At 56.1% G+C, this 16,576-nt stretch carries 14 protein-coding genes and 1 tRNA gene; 10 read left to right on the top strand and 5 right to left on the bottom strand.

Annotated features, from left to right (window positions below; translation table 11 throughout):
- Positions 1-134: 134 nt before the first annotated feature.
- Complete coding sequence (locus tag AB6729_RS09140; RefSeq protein WP_371081309.1) at positions 135-1,196, top strand: hypothetical protein; 1,062 nt, start codon at positions 135-137, stop codon at positions 1,194-1,196.
- A 435-nt stretch (positions 1,197-1,631) separates the two neighbouring features.
- Entirely contained in the window at positions 1,632-2,933 is a 1,302-nt protein-coding gene (locus AB6729_RS09135; RefSeq protein ID WP_371081308.1) for a carbohydrate porin, read from the top strand.
- Between the two features lie 113 nt (positions 2,934-3,046).
- Here AB6729_RS09135 and AB6729_RS09130 read toward each other — a convergent pair.
- Positions 3,047-3,121 (bottom strand) — tRNA-Phe (locus AB6729_RS09130).
- Positions 3,122-3,354: 233 nt separating this feature from the next.
- Here AB6729_RS09130 and AB6729_RS09125 point away from each other — a divergent pair.
- Both AB6729_RS09125 and AB6729_RS09120 read left to right on the top strand, forming a co-directional pair.
- The gene (locus AB6729_RS09125; protein WP_371081307.1) at positions 3,355-4,914 is read left to right on the top strand and encodes an adenosine deaminase; all 1,560 of its coding nucleotides are present in this window, start codon (positions 3,355-3,357) and stop codon (positions 4,912-4,914) included.
- A complete protein-coding gene (locus AB6729_RS09120) occupies positions 4,911-5,225 on the top strand; it encodes a hypothetical protein (RefSeq protein ID WP_371081306.1) in 315 nt (104 codons plus the stop codon). The genes AB6729_RS09125 and AB6729_RS09120 overlap by 4 nt, the downstream gene beginning before the upstream one ends.
- A 12-nt stretch (positions 5,226-5,237) precedes the next feature.
- Here the strand turns inward: AB6729_RS09120 and AB6729_RS09115 are convergent, their stop codons facing one another.
- Positions 5,238-5,972 (bottom strand): polysaccharide deacetylase family protein, encoded by a 735-nt coding sequence (locus tag AB6729_RS09115; protein WP_371081305.1) that lies wholly within the window; start codon positions 5,970-5,972, stop codon positions 5,238-5,240.
- Positions 5,973-6,179: 207 nt separating this feature from the next.
- On the opposite strand from AB6729_RS09115, the gene AB6729_RS09110 reads away from it, so the two are divergent.
- The 5 genes from AB6729_RS09110 to AB6729_RS09090 all read left to right on the top strand — a co-directional run bounded on the left by AB6729_RS09110 (position 6,180) and on the right by AB6729_RS09090 (position 12,639).
- Positions 6,180-8,984: a PIG-L family deacetylase gene (locus AB6729_RS09110; RefSeq protein ID WP_371081304.1), complete on the top strand. Its 2,805-nt coding sequence runs from the start codon at positions 6,180-6,182 to the stop codon at positions 8,982-8,984.
- A 58-nt stretch (positions 8,985-9,042) separates the two neighbouring features.
- Entirely contained in the window at positions 9,043-9,531 is a 489-nt protein-coding gene (locus AB6729_RS09105; RefSeq protein WP_371081303.1) for a metal-dependent transcriptional regulator, read from the top strand.
- A 27-nt stretch (positions 9,532-9,558) separates the two neighbouring features.
- On the top strand, positions 9,559-10,617 hold the full coding sequence (locus AB6729_RS09100; RefSeq protein WP_371081302.1) for a site-2 protease family protein: 1,059 nt from the start codon (positions 9,559-9,561) through the stop codon (positions 10,615-10,617).
- A gap of 186 nt (positions 10,618-10,803) precedes the next feature.
- A complete protein-coding gene (locus tag AB6729_RS09095) occupies positions 10,804-11,835 on the top strand; it encodes a metallophosphoesterase (RefSeq protein WP_371081301.1) in 1,032 nt (343 codons plus the stop codon).
- A 423-nt stretch (positions 11,836-12,258) separates the two neighbouring features.
- Positions 12,259-12,639 (top strand): hypothetical protein, encoded by a 381-nt coding sequence (locus AB6729_RS09090; RefSeq protein ID WP_371081300.1) that lies wholly within the window; start codon positions 12,259-12,261, stop codon positions 12,637-12,639.
- A 527-nt stretch (positions 12,640-13,166) separates the two neighbouring features.
- Here the strand turns inward: AB6729_RS09090 and AB6729_RS09085 are convergent.
- Genes AB6729_RS09085 through AB6729_RS09075 form a run of 3 tightly spaced genes read right to left on the bottom strand, consistent with a single transcriptional unit; the run spans position 13,167 to position 15,283 of the window.
- On the bottom strand, positions 13,167-14,459 hold the full coding sequence (locus AB6729_RS09085) for an RNA polymerase sigma factor (protein WP_371081299.1): 1,293 nt from the start codon (positions 14,457-14,459) through the stop codon (positions 13,167-13,169).
- 3 nt (positions 14,460-14,462) lie between these two features.
- Entirely contained in the window at positions 14,463-14,876 is a 414-nt protein-coding gene (locus AB6729_RS09080) for a YciI family protein (RefSeq protein ID WP_371081298.1), read from the bottom strand.
- Entirely contained in the window at positions 14,864-15,283 is a 420-nt protein-coding gene (locus AB6729_RS09075) for a YciI family protein (protein WP_371081297.1), read from the bottom strand. The genes AB6729_RS09080 and AB6729_RS09075 overlap by 13 nt, the downstream gene beginning before the upstream one ends.
- 226 nt (positions 15,284-15,509) lie before the next feature.
- Here AB6729_RS09075 and AB6729_RS09070 point away from each other — a divergent pair, with 226 nt between their 5' ends.
- The gene (locus AB6729_RS09070) at positions 15,510-16,475 is read left to right on the top strand and encodes a DUF1080 domain-containing protein (RefSeq protein WP_371081296.1); all 966 of its coding nucleotides are present in this window, start codon (positions 15,510-15,512) and stop codon (positions 16,473-16,475) included.
- Positions 16,476-16,576: the final 101 nt, after the last annotated feature.

Genomic DNA, 16,576 nt, shown 5'->3' with positions numbered 1-16,576 from the left:
AGTTGGATCAATACCGAAAGCGAATACGGATATGAAGGATTCAGTTCACATATAAGCTGGTGAACGAAGCATTTCCCCGTATTGCCTTGGATGCCATAAGGGGCTACTTCAACAGAATTGGAGAATCCCTTACATTGAGTAAGCTGCGACTTTCAGAGAAGTGGTTTCAGCGTGGCCTTTGGTTGATTGCCATTCTTTTCGGAGGCTTTCTGGTTGGCCTTGGCCGACTGGTTGTCAGCGATTTGCCCCAGGTGGTTCCACCGCACGATGTTGAAACCTATATTGATCAGTCTCGAATGGTCCCTGCCCAGCAATTAGTGGACAAAGATCAGAGTGCGATCGACGCTCAGGACAAACTCCTCAGCCAGGCCAACGAAAAGTTAGAAAGTGCGGAGCAGGCGAACAGCGCCGCGCATGAGACCTTTCAGAACTGGATTGCTACACGTCGGGCCACGGGGCAATCAACACAGGATGCCGAAGTTCTCAAGCGAACCAGGCAGCTTGATACTTTGAAGGCCGAAGAGTTGAAGTGTCAGGAGCAGGTTGACCAGTTACGGAAACAGAAGGAGCAATTGCAGGAGCAGCAGAGCCCGCATCGTGCTGCTGTAGAGCAGATCAAAGCGGATGCACAGGTCCTGTATGACCAGGAGATGCGTCGCGTGGCGCTGCATGTCTTTCTTATGCGGCTTGCCTTCACGCTTCCACTTCTGCTGGTTGCCTGGCTCCTCTTCCTGAAAGCGCGGAAATCGCAGCAGTGGCCATTTGTATGGGGCTTTATCTTTTTCGCGCTGTACACATTTTTTGTTGAACTGGTTCCATATCTTCCCAGCTATGGCGGATACATCCGTTATCTTGTTGGAATTGTGGCGACGGTGCTGTGTGGCAGTTATGCCATCCGAGCGCTGCGACGCTATCTGGAACAGCAGAAACTTGCAGAGCAGTTGCCAGAGCAGGAACGTCGCAAGGACCTTGGTTATGACACAGCGCAACTGAGGTTGGCCAAAGGTGTATGTCCTGGTTGCGAGCGTCCGTTTAATTCAGGCGATGGCCAGAACAATTTCTGTATGCACTGTGGCCTGCTTGTTTATAACGATTGTCCGAAGTGTCATACACGCCAAACCGCGTTCTCGCACTTTTGTCGCGCCTGTGGTGCTCCTAAGGCAGAGACGCAGTCTGCTGCTTCTCCTTTAAATTAGCCTGTTTCATAACAATAACGCCGGACGATGATAGAACCATCGTCCGGCGTTATTGCTTGCAAACTTATGAACTCTTTATGTCTGATTCCGCCACCGGCGTGTCAGAATAACAAAAGCGCAACTGCGCATGAGATATCTCAATGTCCGTTACAGTTCAGGAGCCTCCGAGTACGGATGGCCAACTGCCCGTGACGATGCGAATGTAATTGGATTCCGCTTCGTCATGGTCCTCCCTCAACATGACAAGTGTCGTTGCGCCACCCTTCTCTGATTGGTCGCTTCGGACGCATGCTCATCGCGCATGACGAAAGAAGTTTTCAAATGTTTTCCATGTCCTTTCTCTCGCGGTTTTTTACCGCTGCCCTTCTTTGTGCTTCCCTTCATTTGAACGCACAAACTGCGGATGTACCGCAGGCACCCTCCCCATCTCTAACGATGTTTCCGCATTCTGACGATGCCCCCTGGTTTGTAGCAGGGCAGTTCAACAGCATTCTGCAGGGGCTTCCTGCATTTCATTCACCGTATGAAGGTACGAACAGCCTGCGGGCGCGCGGTGAATACAAGGTTTCGATGGTGGGCACGCTGTTTCTGGGACTGCAGCCCTGGCAGATGCTTGGAAAGCATGGAACAGCTGTGAAACGCTACAACACCGATATGATTCTGGATGTGGAATCAACTGGCGGGCGCGGTATCAGCCAGGCGCTGGGACTTGCCGGCTTTACAAACCTGGATGTGGTGCGTAATCCGAATCTGGGATCGAAGCCGTACATCGCGCGTGTTGAGATACACCAGACTATCGGCTTCACGAACGAAATGACGAAGAACCAGCGCGGACCGTATGCCTTGGCCACTGAAGTGCCAGTGCGGCGGTTGGAACTGCGCGTGGGAAAGATGTCGTCACCAGATGTGTTCGATATCAACAGTGTGCTGAGTGATAGTCATCTGCAGTTCACGAACTGGAGCGTTGATAACAACGGTGCGTGGGATTATGCAGCGGATACGCGTGGCTATACCTATGGCGTGACTGCCGAGTATCAGGATCGCGACTGGGCTGTGCGGTACGGGTTGATGCTGATGCCTACCGTGGCTAATGGTATTGACCTGGACTGGAGCGTGAAGCGCAGCCGCGGTCAGAACATGGAAACGGAGTTACGCCACGGATGGCTGCCGGGACATGATGGTGTGCAGCGCGTGCTGGCCTTTGTAAACAATGCGCACATGGGAAGTTATCGCGAGGCGGTTGCAGCATTTCAGAATGGCACAGACAGCACGCCAGACATCACGAAGCATGAGCACGTTAGCGCAGTGAAATATGGCTTTGGTTATAACTTCGAGCAATCGGTCACCAGCAACCTGATGGTAGCGGGACGCTTCGGATGGAACGATGGTAAGACGGAATCATATGCCTACACCGAGATAGAACAGACAGTGACGCTGGGCGCGAGTTACAGCGGAAGCCAGTGGGGACGCTCGATGGATAAAGCCGGTCTCGCGTTCAGTTCCAATGCGATCAAGCGCGATCATCAGCAGTATCTGGCTGCCGGTGGTCTGGGCTTCATCCTGGGTGATGGAGCGCTGCGTTATGGCAGGGAGAATATCGTGGAGGCTTACTACAACGCGCACGCGTGGCGAGGCATGTGCTTTGCGCCAGGACTCTCCCACATCAATAACCCCGGGTACAACCGCGACCGTGGACCGGTCTGGGTGCCATCGTTCCGTGCGCATGTTGATTTTTAAGGGATTGCCTTGATCACTACTGGTTCAACAATTGTTGTGGACCAACTCGCAAGTAGCGCAAAGCAAACCGCCTCCTGGCCCGGAAGCGGTTTGCTTAGTTCTTGATTCTAAAATGGTGGCCAGAGACGGGATCGAACCGCCGACGCCGGCCTTTTCAGGGCCGCGCTCTACCACTGAGCTATCTGGCCTTGGGAGATGTGTCGTTTTGCATTGACCGGGGTCCCTTGCTGTCCGCCGGTTCTCTGAAGCATGCGGCGCAAAAGATGCGGCGGTTCAGACGACTTTTTGAGTATACCAAGGCTGCGGCGATGCGCCAAATCCGGTTCCGGGTGGGAGTCTCCTCCGCTATGCTTAGGCATCGCGTTTTCCGCTGCTTGTATGTCAGGGCAGCCCATTGTTTTGTGTAAGGAGTTTCCGTCGCATGACTTTTCTGCCACGCATAACCGCGTTTTTGCTGGGTGTTGTCGCCTGTACTAGCCTGTCCATGGCGCAGATGCCGGGCGCAGAATCGCGTACGGCTGCACGCCTGGAAGCGATTCGAAATAGCCCACCGCAACTGCGCGCGTTCCTGACGCGGATGCCGAAGGGCGGCGATCTGCATATGCATCTTTCCGGCGCGGTGTATGCCGAGACGTTTATTGCAAACGCTGCGGTCGACAATCTTTGTGTGGATCCGGTGAAGCTGGTGCTGTTGCCGAATGTGGGAACAACGCGCAGCCTGCCGCCCAAACCTGTGTGCGCCGAAGGAACGCAGCCTGCGGCGGATGCCTTCAAGAATCAAGCGCTGTATGACCGTTTGATTAACAGCTTCAGCATGCGTTCGTTTGTGCCGTCTTCTGGATGGAGCGGTCATGACCAGTTCTTTGCCACATTCGGACGCTTCAGCGGTATTCACAAGGAGCACCAGGGCGAGTGGGTGGATGAGGTGGCCACGCGTGCCGCCGCACAGAACGAGCAGTATCTGGAGATCATGACCACACCGGATTTTGGTGTGGCATTGAAGCTGTCGGCACAGCAACACTGGGATGGTGATCCTGCGAAGATGCGTGATGCGCTGCTGGCTGGTGGGTTGCGTGAAAATGTCGCTATTGATCGCGCAGAGTTGGATGCGATGGATCGCACGCGCAAGGAACGGGAACATTGCGGCACGGCACAGGCTACTGCCGCATGCACCGTGCAGGTGCGCTATCTGTACCAGGTGTTGCGCGCTGGAGAGCCAGAGCGTGTGTTTGCACAGACACTGCTGGGATTCGAACTGGCCAGTGTGGACCCACGCGTGGTGGGTATCAACTTTGTGCAGCCGGAAGATACGTATTTGGCAATGTCGCAATATGAAAATCAGATGCTGATGTTGAAGTATCTGCGCAGCACGTATCCGAAGGTACATCTGTCATTGCATGCGGGAGAATTGGCTGCGGGCATGGTGCCGCCGGAGGGATTACGTTTTCATATTCACGATGCGGTGGAAACAGCCGGTGCGGAACGCATCGGACATGGTGTGGATGTGATGTTTGAGACGAATGCCGCATCGCTGCTGAAGATGATGGCGACAAGGCACATCATGGTGGAAGTGAACCTTACTTCGAATGACGGCATCCTCGGCGTGAAGGGAAAGGATCATCCGCTGCACAGCTATCTTGCGGCAGGTGTGCCGTTTGCTTTGTCCACGGACGATGAGGGCGTTTCGCGCATTGATCTGACCAATGAATATCTGCGTGGTGTGACGGAGCAGGGGCTTACCTACGTGCAGTTGAAAACCAGTGCGCGGACTTCGCTGGAGCATTCGTTCCTTGCAGGAGACAGTTTGTGGAGTGCGCAGGATCGTTACACGACTATGCGTGGTGGATGTGTCGCATCGGCATCCGCACCCTCTACATCGTGCAGCGTTTTCCTGAAGGGCAGTGACAAGGCGACGCAACAGTGGGAACTGGAGCGTCGTTTCCGTGCATTTGAATCGGACGTAGCAAAGGAGACGCGATGAAGCATGTAATTGCGGTGCTGTGGCAGACGGGCTTGCTAATTGTGTCGGCGTTTGCCGGATTCATTGCAGGCATGATCGTTCCATCCATTCGTATACAGCGCGTGATATCGCAGTCGGCCACGCACATACGTACGTATGACTTCAACTGGATCCTTGCAGTGTTGGCTGTATTTATCGTGTTGCTGGTAGCGGGAGCCATTCTGAAGCGGTTTCGCGAGGTGGCCATCACGGCGACCATTGCATTGGTGATTACCATTGCAGGGCTGGCGCTGTTTACCCAGATTGGCATCAAGGACGTGAGCTTCTCCTAATTCGTTAGGAGATCACAGCCAATCCAGCGGTGTCACGAAGCACAGATCGCTGCGTTGCAGCAACGTGCGTGTAACGACGATGGTGTCTTCACGCGACGCGGGTTCTGCTCCATCGAGATGCGATGCGTCGTGTAGTAACACGTTGGATGCGCGGCGCGCGCGGCGATTTTTCGCAATGCCCACATCGATGCGCGATTGGATCTTTGCCGCGCCAATGGGGTCCCAGTCATGTGCTGTGATGTTCCACATTACCGGCGTTAACCCCATGGAACGCGCAATCTTCAACACTGCCGGTCGACGCGCGCCGTAGGGTGGGCGGAAGAGCTTCGCTTTTACTCCCAGCGTGTCTTCCAGTGTCTTCTGGCAGCGTTCCAGTTCCTGCTGTACACGCTGGTTATTCTGTCGCGCCAGGTTGGGATGCATGGTGGTGTGGTTGCCAATGACGTGGCCTGCTTCTGCAACGCGCCGTGCAAGCTCCGGATGTTTGCGCACATGTTCACCGATCAGGAAGAACGTCGCGTGTGCGTTATGCTCCGCAAGAACATCCAGCAGCGCTGGGGTGTTGCGCGGGCTGGGGCCATCGTCGTAGGTCAGTGCGATGTTGTGTTTACCGTCAATGGCGTCAGGCCCGCTGATGAGTGTTTTGCCAAAGATCTGCGAGGTCGGCCAGTTTGCCGCATAGGCGTAACCTCCGGTCATCAAACCAGCAGTGGCAATTCCAGCGGCAACGTCGAGCAAAGGATTCATCGCACATCAGTGTACTGTGTGGCCACGTCATGCACGCAGGGCGTATAGCTTCTGCCAGAAAACAACGGCGAAACGTAGTGTGGCTGATAGTATCGCGCGTCCGGTATGCATATTGCCGCATCCAAAGCGCAATCAGTAGATGCAATGCGGTACATTCCAGTTACACGCAATTTATCTGCTTGTTTGCTGCTTCCCGGAGGACTCGCCGTGACCGAACGCGCCACCCATCATCTGCGTACCCTGCTTGCTCTCAGCGCTGTGGCCCTTACGCCCGCCTGTCTGTGTGCGCAGAGTGTGCCGGACGCGCAGCATCCACCGGATTCCGCATTTGCCATGCCCTTGCCGTTTGATCGCGGCGCTGCGGGATTGGCGCAGTCGTTGCGCAAGCTCAATACGCGCGCCAGCCTGTTGCAGATCAATGCGCATCCCGACGATGAGGACGGAGCAACACTTGCCTATGAAAGCCGCGGGGTTGGCGCAGAGGTTTCGTTGCTGAGTTTAAATCGCGGCGAAGGCGGCCAGAATGTGATGACCAGCGATTTCTGGGATTCGTTGGGCATTCTGCGCACGCAGGAGCATCTTGCAGCGAATCGATATTACGGTGTGCATCTGTATTACACACGCGTGGCGGATTTTGGATTTTCGAAGACCCGCGAAGAGACGTTGAAGCAGTGGGGCCATGATCGCGTGCTGGCAGACGCTGTTCGCGTGGTGCGTGAGACGCGGCCCATGGTCATTACCAGTGTCTTTGCCGGTAATGTTTCGGACGGACATGGACATCACCAGACTGCGGGTGTGACAGCGCAGGAAGTATTCAATGCCGCTGCCGATCCGAAGATGTTCCCGGAACAGTTGAAGGAGGGGTTGCGTCCATGGGCTCCTTCGAAGGTGTATGCGCGTGCGCCGTTCGCACGTGCATCGGGCAAGACGGTTTACGACTATGCGACGGGAAAGACAGAGCCGCTTCTCTATCGCAACTATGTCACCGGAGCCACGATGGATTCGGTTCCTCCGGCAACTGTTACTGTGCCGTCCGGAACGTATAACGCGCAGTTCGGCGAGAGTTATGCGCAGATTGCGCGCGAGGGGTTGAACCAGCAGAAGTCGCAGAATGGCGGCGTTCCGGTGCCGCTGCCCGGACCTTCCGTCGCAAGCTATCACCTGTATGCATCGCGTGTCGGTGGTTCTCCATTGCCAGATAAAGAGCAGGGCTTCTTCGATGGCATCGATACATCGTTGCAGGGGATTGTCTTATATCTTCCGGTTGCCAATCAGGCGGATGTGAAACAGAAGTTGAATGCCATTGCATTGCAGGTGAGCGAAGCTGTGGCGATGTTCAATGCGAATGATCCTTCCAAATCCGCGCCTGCGCTGGCCAAAGGGTTGGATCAGACACGCGCTCTGATCGCTTCACTGAAAGCTGTAAAGCTGCCGGATGAGCCGCGCTATAACGCTGTGTTTGAGCTGGAGATCAAGGAGCACCAGTTTGAAACTGCGCTGGCGCAATCGCTGGGCATGAGCCTGGTGGCCAGTGTGCCATCCGGAGGAAGAGGTGAATCTTCCGCGCAGAGTGTAATTGCCGGTGAGACGTTTGCTGTGAATGTGCATGTGACTGACCAGGGGACGACGCCGGTGCAGATAGACAGTGTGCACCTTGTGTCTGCAGATGGCGGTGATTGGAAGTTGAACGCAGACAAGTTTGCGAGCGATACGTTGGCTGCTGGCGCCGCGAAGGATTTCAATCAGCAGGCCACTGTGCCCGCGGATGCTGCGCCTACGGCTCCGTATTTCTCTCGCCCGAATCTTGAACAGAGTTATTACGACATTCAGGATGCGCGATATCTCACACTGCCCACAGCGCCGTATCCACTGCAGGCAGTTGCGGAATATACATTCAATGGGACGCACGCCACGCTGGCTGGCGTGGTGCAGGCGTCGCATCGTTATAACGGCATCGGCACGGTGTATGAACCGTTGCTGATCGCGCCTGCGATCTCTGTGACGATTTCACCGGCCAGCGGGATTCTTCCTTTGAATGACACCATGTTGCCATTGCAGATCACAGTGCATAGCAGTGTGAAGGGTGCGGCGGAAGGCAAGCTGGAGCTGAAACTTCCTGAAGGATGGTCAGCTGAACCTGCATCGGCTTCGTTCCGCACCATGCGCGCCGGTGAAGATGTTGTGTTGAAGTTCCGCGTGCACACGCCGGGGCTGCAGCAGAAGACGTATCGCATTACCGCGATTGCGGAATACAACGGCAAGCAATACACGCAGGGTTTCACCACCATCGGATATCCGGGCATCCGTCCGTATCCGCGTTATGCGCCTTCTACCAGCCGCATTACTGGCGTCGATGTGAAGGTGGCTCCGTCGTTGCATGTGGGCTATGTAATGGGCTCGGGTGATGAAGTGCCGGAAAGCCTGCGCGAGTTGGGTGTCGATCCTGTTCTGCTCACCGATGCAGATCTGCAGCGTGGTGATCTTTCTGCATATGACTGCATTGTGCTTGGCGTGCGGACATACACTGCGCGACCAGTGCTGCGTTCGGCAAACAATCGCCTGCTGGAGTATGTGCGCAATGGTGGCACGGTGATCGTGCAGTATCAATCCGGCGAATTCGACCATGACTATGGCCCGTATCCCATCTCAGTTCCAGGTGACCAGGCGCACACGGTAGTGGAAGAGGATGCGAAGGTGACTATCCTTCATCCGGACGATCCGTTGCTTACGTGGCCCAACGGCATTGGTGCAACTGACTTCGACAACTGGGTGGAAGAGCGTGGTCACGGCTTCACACGTTCGTTCGCACCGGAATATAAGGCGCTCACTGCAGTGCATGACACAGATCAGGACCCGCAGCAGGGCGGCTTGTTGTATGCGCGCTATGGCAAGGGAACCTATGTCTATCTGGCATACGCATTCTTCCGCGAGATGCCGGAGGGCGTCCCGGGTTCGTTCCGCATCATGGCCAATCTGCTGAGCGCAAGCAGGAATCCAGGGCTAACGCACTAACGAGGGTTGCGCTTATGGGCGGTGTTGCGCCGTATCGCGCGGCGGTAAAATAACAGTTATGGCGAAGCAGAGGGTAGTGGCCCGGCGCAGCAGTGAATCCGTGGACGACTACCTGAAGGCGATCTATGCGCTTGGTGGTGAACCGCCGAGACGTGTTGGTAGTTCCGAGCTTGCCAAACGGCTTGGCGTGGCGCCTGCGTCCATCACGAATATGCTGCAGAAGCTATCCGCCGAAAAGGGTTCGCTGATCGATTACAAGCTGGGCCATGGCGTGTTGCTATCGTCTGCAGGACGCAGCCGCGCACTGGAGATTGTGCGTCATCACCGCTTGCTGGAGACGTTTCTGTTCCAGGTGCTTGGTTATCCGATCGAAGAGTTGCACGACGAAGCAGAGCGCCTGGAGCACTTTATCTCTGAGCGCTTTGAGCAACGCATTGCAGAGAAGCTGGGCGATCCGACACGTGATCCGCATGGCCACTGCATCCCCGCTATGGATGGCGCCATGCCTTCGCAGCACGGGGTGGACTGTAACTGCGGTCGCCCTTAACGGAAGCGTAAGATTATCTCCAGCGCTGTGTCGGACTATGCCAACTCGAATGCTCTCTTACCGGACTCTGTAACGACGGAACCGTCGGTTATTTCTCCTCCTGAGGCGATCTACTCCTGCCCAAACTGCGAGCATTGGATTGCGGAAGGAGTGCTTGCGTGTCCCGATTGCGGCACGCTTGTGTATTCGCAGCATCTGAACCGCATTGGTGCGGCGGCGGCGCGTGCGGAGCAGGAAGACCGTTTGGCAGATGCGCGTGAGCTATGGCTGTCGGCTCTGCCTTGGCTGCCGGAAGATGCTTCGCAGGCGGAACAGATTCGACGGCATATTGCTGCGCTGAATGGACGGCAACAGGCAGTAGACGATCGCCAGGCAAAGTGGAAGAAACGGTTAGGACCGTTGTTTCCGCTGTTCATAGCTGCAGTGAAGCTGAAGAGTTTCTTCTTCCTCATCTTCAAGCTGAAGTTCCTGCTGGGATTTCTGGGCTACTTCGCGTTGTATTGGGCGCTGTTCGGCTGGAAATTTGCGCTTGGATTTATTGCAGCGATCCTTGTGCATGAGATGGGGCATTATGTGGCGGTACGCCGCCGGGGGCTGCGGGCGGACCTGCCGGTGCTGCTACCGGGGCTGGGGGCATATGTCCGCTGGTACAGCGAGGGCATCACGCTGCCGGAGCTGGCGGCCATTGCGCTGGCGGGGCCGGTATGGGGACTGGGTGCGGCGTTCGCATGTCTTGGGCTGTATGTGTGGACGCATCAGCCTGTGTTCCAGGCGCTGGCGTATACCGGCGCACTGATCAACCTGGTGAACCTGATACCAGTGCTGTGGTTTGACGGCGCGCAGGCAACGTATGCGCTGAACCGGCTGGGACGCGGATTACTGCTGGTGTCGTGTGTGCTGTTCTTCGGACTGATGCATGAGGGGGTCTTCCTGTTCCTGGCTGCGGGCATGGCGTGGCGTATGTTTACGCCGGATGCGCCGCAGGAGAACAGCGTGAGGACGCTTACGGTGTATCTGGCACTGCTGATTGCCCTGGGAGCGTTCCTGTACTTCGTGCCGGACCCCGGAGCGATCGGGCGTCGTTAAGCGGGATCGTAGCCGTCCCACGGATTCGGTCGTTGCGTTCCCTGCGGACAGCCGCTGACTGTGTCATTGCATCGGAAGTGCAGAGGTTGATGCGGTCTTAAGGTTGGCGTAAGCCGCATCTGGGACACTTTCCAAGACGTGCCGGTTCCTGTCCGGCCGCCGAGTCCAGAAACAGGAGCTGGGATATTGGCAGAACTGCATTCTCTATCGCGCCGGTCGTTTCTGCGGCAGACATTCGCATTCTCCGCTCTGGCAGCGATGCATCCTTCGTCGCTGTTTGCCCAATCGACATCTTTTGCCAGGCCCGATCCGGGGGCGGCACATATGTTCATGATTGGGGACTGGGGTACGGATAAGTATCTGGACCAGCAGAAGGCTGTGGCCGTGTCCATGGCGAAGTGGATGGAGAACAACCACAGCAATCCCGGTGCGATGTTCCTGCTGGGAGACAACTGGTATGGCCGTCTTCCCGGCGGCACGAACGATCCGCGGTGGAACAATCAGTTCGAGAACATGTATCCGGCGAACCTGTTTCCCGGACCTGCGTATGCGGTGCTGGGGAACCATGACTACGAGCACCATGCCGGGTTCGATAAGGTACAACTCCAGCTCGACTATCCGAAGCAGCACAAGACGCGCTGGACGTTGCCAAGCAAGCGCTACACCTTCACATGGCCGGAGAAGAACCCGCTGATCACGTTCATCTGCCTGGACTCCAACCTGCCGGGTACGAAGGCGTGGGACTTTACACCGGGCAGCTACATGATGAGCCACGCCGAGGCCGATACGCAGGATGCGTGGTTCGCAGAGCAGCTACGCAAGCCGCGGACAACGCCGTTTGTGGCGGTGGTCTGCCATCATCCGCTGTATACGAACGGCGTGCACCGCGATAACCGCATCCTGATTCCGCGATGGGATCCTTTGCTGCGGCAGCACAAGGTGGACTTCTACATCACCGGGCATGACCATGACCTGCAGCACCTGGAGTTTGATGGGCATCCTACGTCGTTTGTGGTGAGTGGCGGTGGCGGCGCGGAGTTGGTGAATTGGTCCATTCCACCAGAGAAACGTGGTCCTTATGGCGGACGCGTGATCGGGTTTACCCACCTGGAAGCGGCGAAGGATGGGGTGATTCTGCGGCATGTGGGCGCGGGTGCAAACCAGTTACATGCCTTCCGCAAAACGACGGATGGGAAAGTTACGATTCTGAAGTCGTAGGGCACTTCGTGCTGTTCTCGACGCCTTCGGCTTGGCGCCAGCCATGATCTTTCTTAGGGCGCGCGGGGTTTGATTTATGCTCCTGTTTGTTTTTTTGGCCGCGCGGTTTTCTTGGTTTGGGTTTCTTATGGCACGGCTGAAGCCGTGCCCCTTCAAAGAAGACGTGCTTTGCGCGCTGGATCGCTCCTGTGGAGCGATGGAGAGCGGCTTTTGCCGCTCTGCCCAGGTTAGCTTCGCGAACCTGGGGCACCCGGTTCTTTGGCTGGTGGTTCGTTTTGGGCTTCCTGATGGGTTGTAGAGGGTTGAGAGGAATGCAGGTCCTTCAGCTACGCTTCGCTTCGTTCAGGATGACGGTCTTCGACCGTAGGAGCTTCGCTGGGGATGGTCTTTGATTGTTGGAGCTTTTCTGGAAGCACTTGTTCGTTGGAGTTTCGCTGGAAGCACTTTGTCGTTGGCGTGTTCGCTTTGACGAAGCTGGTTTGCAGGTTCTTTTTATTTGGTTCGAAAGGAAATATTCCTTTTCTTTGGTTCGAAAGGATTTCTTCTCTTTGTTCGAAAGGGAAAGGTTTCGTTGTATGGGAGGCCGCGCAAAAAAAGAAGGTGCGGTTTTCCCTGGGGGCCGCACCTGAGGATTACAACGTGTTGGATATCTATCTAGGAGCTGGTGCTGATGAAAACGCCTCCGGCTCCGACGACGACATCAAGGCCGAGGCTTGGGCCGCCGTTCTCAGCATCTTTTATGTGCACCACGCACATTGTGGGTTTGCTCCATGTGTGAACAGGCATGCGTCCGCAGTCTCTTGAGCTCAAGGTCTTTTTCACCGGTCATTTCCTCCGCTGGAATTACTTATCCCCGAGGAAGGGGAAGTAAGCAGCAGCATGACTATCTGAAGTTGTACTTGGAATAACACGAAAGTCTTGAAAAATATGGATAGTTTCAGGCAACCGGATAAGAGTTAAGAATAACTACTTGCATCTATTAGAGTTCCAGCTGTGAGTGGGTGTGTTTTACGAAAACCGGTTTTGACGAGACAGCAGAAATGTCTAAAGTTGACACGAGTAAGTGATATCAGAGTGATATCACTTATGACTTACTCTGTCCTGGAAAGTGATATCACTTTTTGCCAAATCAGCAAGGTTAAGTGATATCACTCGCCATGCAGGATTGACCGTCAGTTATTCCGTGAGAATAGTGTGGCGGATAGAGCCTGAGTATAAGTTGCGGGTTCTTACTTAGACTTTGATCCCAGGCTGAATCGCAGTGTTTTTTGTAACCTGTTGCATCGTTTTTTACCGGTCTCGTAAGGGCTAAGCGATGCCGAGGTTAGTGATTACATTTTTGGCTGCACGGATTGGTTTGTATCTTCGATTTGTTGAAGTTTTTGGGTTAGCAGATCCTGTTCGCGCTGGTTTTGCGTGAGGGTGATGGCGCGTTTGATTTCTTCTTTGGCTTCGGTGAGGCGGCCCAGCTTGATGAGGAAATCGCCGCGCACGCTGGGGTAGAGGTGATAGCTGGTGAATTCGAAGTTGTTCGCGAGTCTGGCTATGGCGTCGAGCGCTTCGAGGCCTGCGGCGGGACCTTGCGCCATGCTGACGGCTACGGCTCGATTCAGGGCCACGATGGGGGATGGATTGATCTGCATCAGCGCGTCGTAGAGAAGGACAATCCGTTCCCAGTCTGTCTCTTCCGCAGTGCGGGCCTGTGCGTGGCAGGCAGCGATGGCGGCTTGCAGGGCATAGGGCTTCGCGCCGCCGTCAAGTCTTTGCGCTTGTGTGAGGGCCCTCAGGCCGCGATGAATCTGTGCGTGATCCCAGAGGGCACGGTTCTGATCGGGCAACAAGATGGCTTCGCCGTTTTTGCCTCGTCGCGCTGCGGTGCGTGAGGCTTGCAGTTCCATCAGGGCGAGAAGTGCGTGGGCTTCTGACTCCTTGGGGATGAGTTGTGTGAGGATGCGTGTGATGCGCAAGGCTTCTTCGCAGAGTGCGGTGCGCATCCATTCGTCGCCGGAGGTTGCGGCGTATCCCTCGTTGAAGATGAGGTAGACGACGAGGAGGACGGATTCCACCCTGCGATGTAACTCGTCGCCGCGTGGTGTTTCGAAGGGGACGTGTGCTTCAGTGAGTGTTTTCTTGGCGCGGACGATGCGTTGTGCGAGAGTCTTTTCCGGGACGAGGAAGGCGCGTGCAATCTCGGGTGTGGTGAGGCCGCCGATGAGGCGCAGTGTGAGTGCGATACGGCCCTCGACGGCCAGCACGGGATGACATGCGGTGAAGATGAGGCGCAGGACGTCATCCTCGATGACCTGATCGAGTGCGTGGTCCATTGCGTCGGCGAGTTGCTGCTGTTGCCACTCGAGTTCGCGGGCGATCTCTTCATGCTTTTGCAGGAGCATGCGGCCACGGCGGAGCGAGTCGATGGCGCGTCGTTTGGCTGCGGTCATGAGCCATGCCGCGGGATTTTGCGGGATGCCTTCTTCCGGCCACACTTCGAGTGCGGTGATGAGGGCGTCCTGCGCGAGTTCTTCTGCCATGCCGATGTCGCGGGTGACGCGGGCAATGGCAGCGATGAGCCGTGTGGATTCCATCTTCCACACGGCTTCAATTGTTTTACGGACATCGCTCATGGGTTATCGCGTGTTGTTCGTGAGTTGATCGAAGCCTTCCGCGGCCTTCTGGACGTCTTCGGGGAAGTCAGACATTTCCTGAATCTGGCGAACTTCGATGATGCCGGTTTCGTCGAAGGGGGCGCGTTTGGCCCATTCGATGGCTTCTTCGCGGGAGCGCACCTGAATGATCCAATAGCCGCCGATAACCTCTTTTGCTTCCGGGAAGGGGCCGTCGGTGACGGTGGCTTTGCCGTTGACAAAGGAGACGCGTGCGCCGGTGGACGGAGGCAGAAGACCGTCCAGAGCGAGGAGGACGCCTGCCTGTTGCAGAGCTTTGTTGTACTCCATCATTTTTGCCACGGCTTCGGCGGTGGGCACTGTACCGGGTGCGGCGGATTCGTAGCCTTTGGGAATGACGATCATCATGAAACGCATTTGTTGCTCCTTATTTGTTTCAAAAGTAGTGGGGTGCTGGGATTAGTTGGATTTTCTTTGGGGGGGGAGCGGTGGAACTCTCGCACTTCGACGGGGACGCGGCAGGCGATGACGGCTTTGCGTGCCCAGGCGAGCGCTTCGTCCATGTCGGCACATTCGAGAATCCAGAAGCCGCCGATGTATTCCTTGGCTTCGAGGTAAGGGCCGTCTGTGACGGAGACGTTGCCGTTGGGTTGTTTGCGCAACGATTTCGCGTGGCTGGGTGATTCAAGACCGCCCGCGAAGAAGCGAGCGCCTGCGGCATCCATCTCCTGGTTGAGCGCGCTGATGTCGCGGATCATGTCGTCGCCTTCAAGCGAAGGGTCGTAGTTGTTGGGGTGTTGCACGGCAATGAGGAATTGCGGCATGAGCTTCTCCTGTTTTGGCAGGTTGATTGCCCGCCATTACTTTGTCGACGAACGGGTGAAACGGGATTCGACAGCGTTCCGGAAATTATTTTTTTGCGCGTGAGGGACTTCTTGCGTGGCGCCTGGGGAGAAGCTTATCTGTTTGGCTTGTGGTGGCGCGTCATTTTGCGGGAGGTTTAACAAAGCAGGTGACAGTCGTAGGGCGAGAACGGTTACACTCGAACCCGTGAAAACGAAGATTCTTTTTGCCTCTCTGCTGGCTGCCGCGCTCGCCTCGACTGTCTCTGCGCAAGACTCCAAAGCATTCCTGGGTCGCTGGGACATGACGGTTACGCCTGCTTCGGGGAAGGCGTATGCGCAGTGGATTGAGTTGACCGATAACGGCGGCAAGTTGGAAGGCAAGTATCAGCCGCGTGGCGGCGCATGGCATGCGATTTCAGATGCCAATGTGGATGGCGACAAGTTGGTGCTGGTTGTGGAGCCTGCAGGCCGTGGTCCGGCGGTGAGCTGGGAACTGACATCGGCTGGCGCAGGAAAGTTGACGGGCGTGGAGAAGCGTGGCGGCGAGGCTGATGGTTCGTCGTTGGCCGGTGTGACGGCGCCGAAGCTGGATCGTCCTATGCCGAAGAAGTGGACGAAGCCGCGTCCGATTTTCAATGGCAAGGACCTGACTGGTTGGGAACCCATCGGCATGGTGGAGAACAACAAGTGGGTGGCTCGCGATGGCGAACTCGTGAATGACAACCCGGAAGTTCCGGGCCAGCGGATGAAGCCTGCAGCGAACATCAAGACGACGGAAAAGTTCCAGGACTTCAAGCTGCACATTGAAGTGAACTGCCCGGAAGGCGGCAACAGCGGTATCTATCTGCGTGGCCGTTATGAGCTGCAGGTGGGTACGGAAGGCGGCAAGCTGCCGACGCACGAGATGGGCGCGATCTATAGCTGGTATCCGCCGCCAGCAGGTTCGGAGCTGGGTCTGGGCAAGTGGACGACTTACGACGTTACGTTTGTTGGCCGGCATGTGACGGTGTATCGCGATGGCAAGCTGTATCACGACAACGTGGAGATTCCGGGACCGACGGGTGGCGCGCTGGATAGCAATGAAGCTGAGCCGGGACCGTTCTTCCTGCAGGGCGATCATCACGGTGTGATTCGGTATCGGAACATTACGATCTCTGAGCCTGCGAAGTAATTCAACTTTTCGCAATGCAAGGTGCCCGGCTGCTTTATTTGCTGCCGGGCATCTTTGTTTTATTGTTCGTGATTTGATTGTTGTTCTACATTCACTGGACT

Origin of the sequence: Terriglobus sp. RCC_193 (genome assembly GCF_041355105.1) — a bacterium.
GTDB lineage: Bacteria > Acidobacteriota > Terriglobia > Terriglobales > Acidobacteriaceae > Terriglobus.
This window is presented reverse-complemented; position numbering and strand designations above follow the sequence as displayed.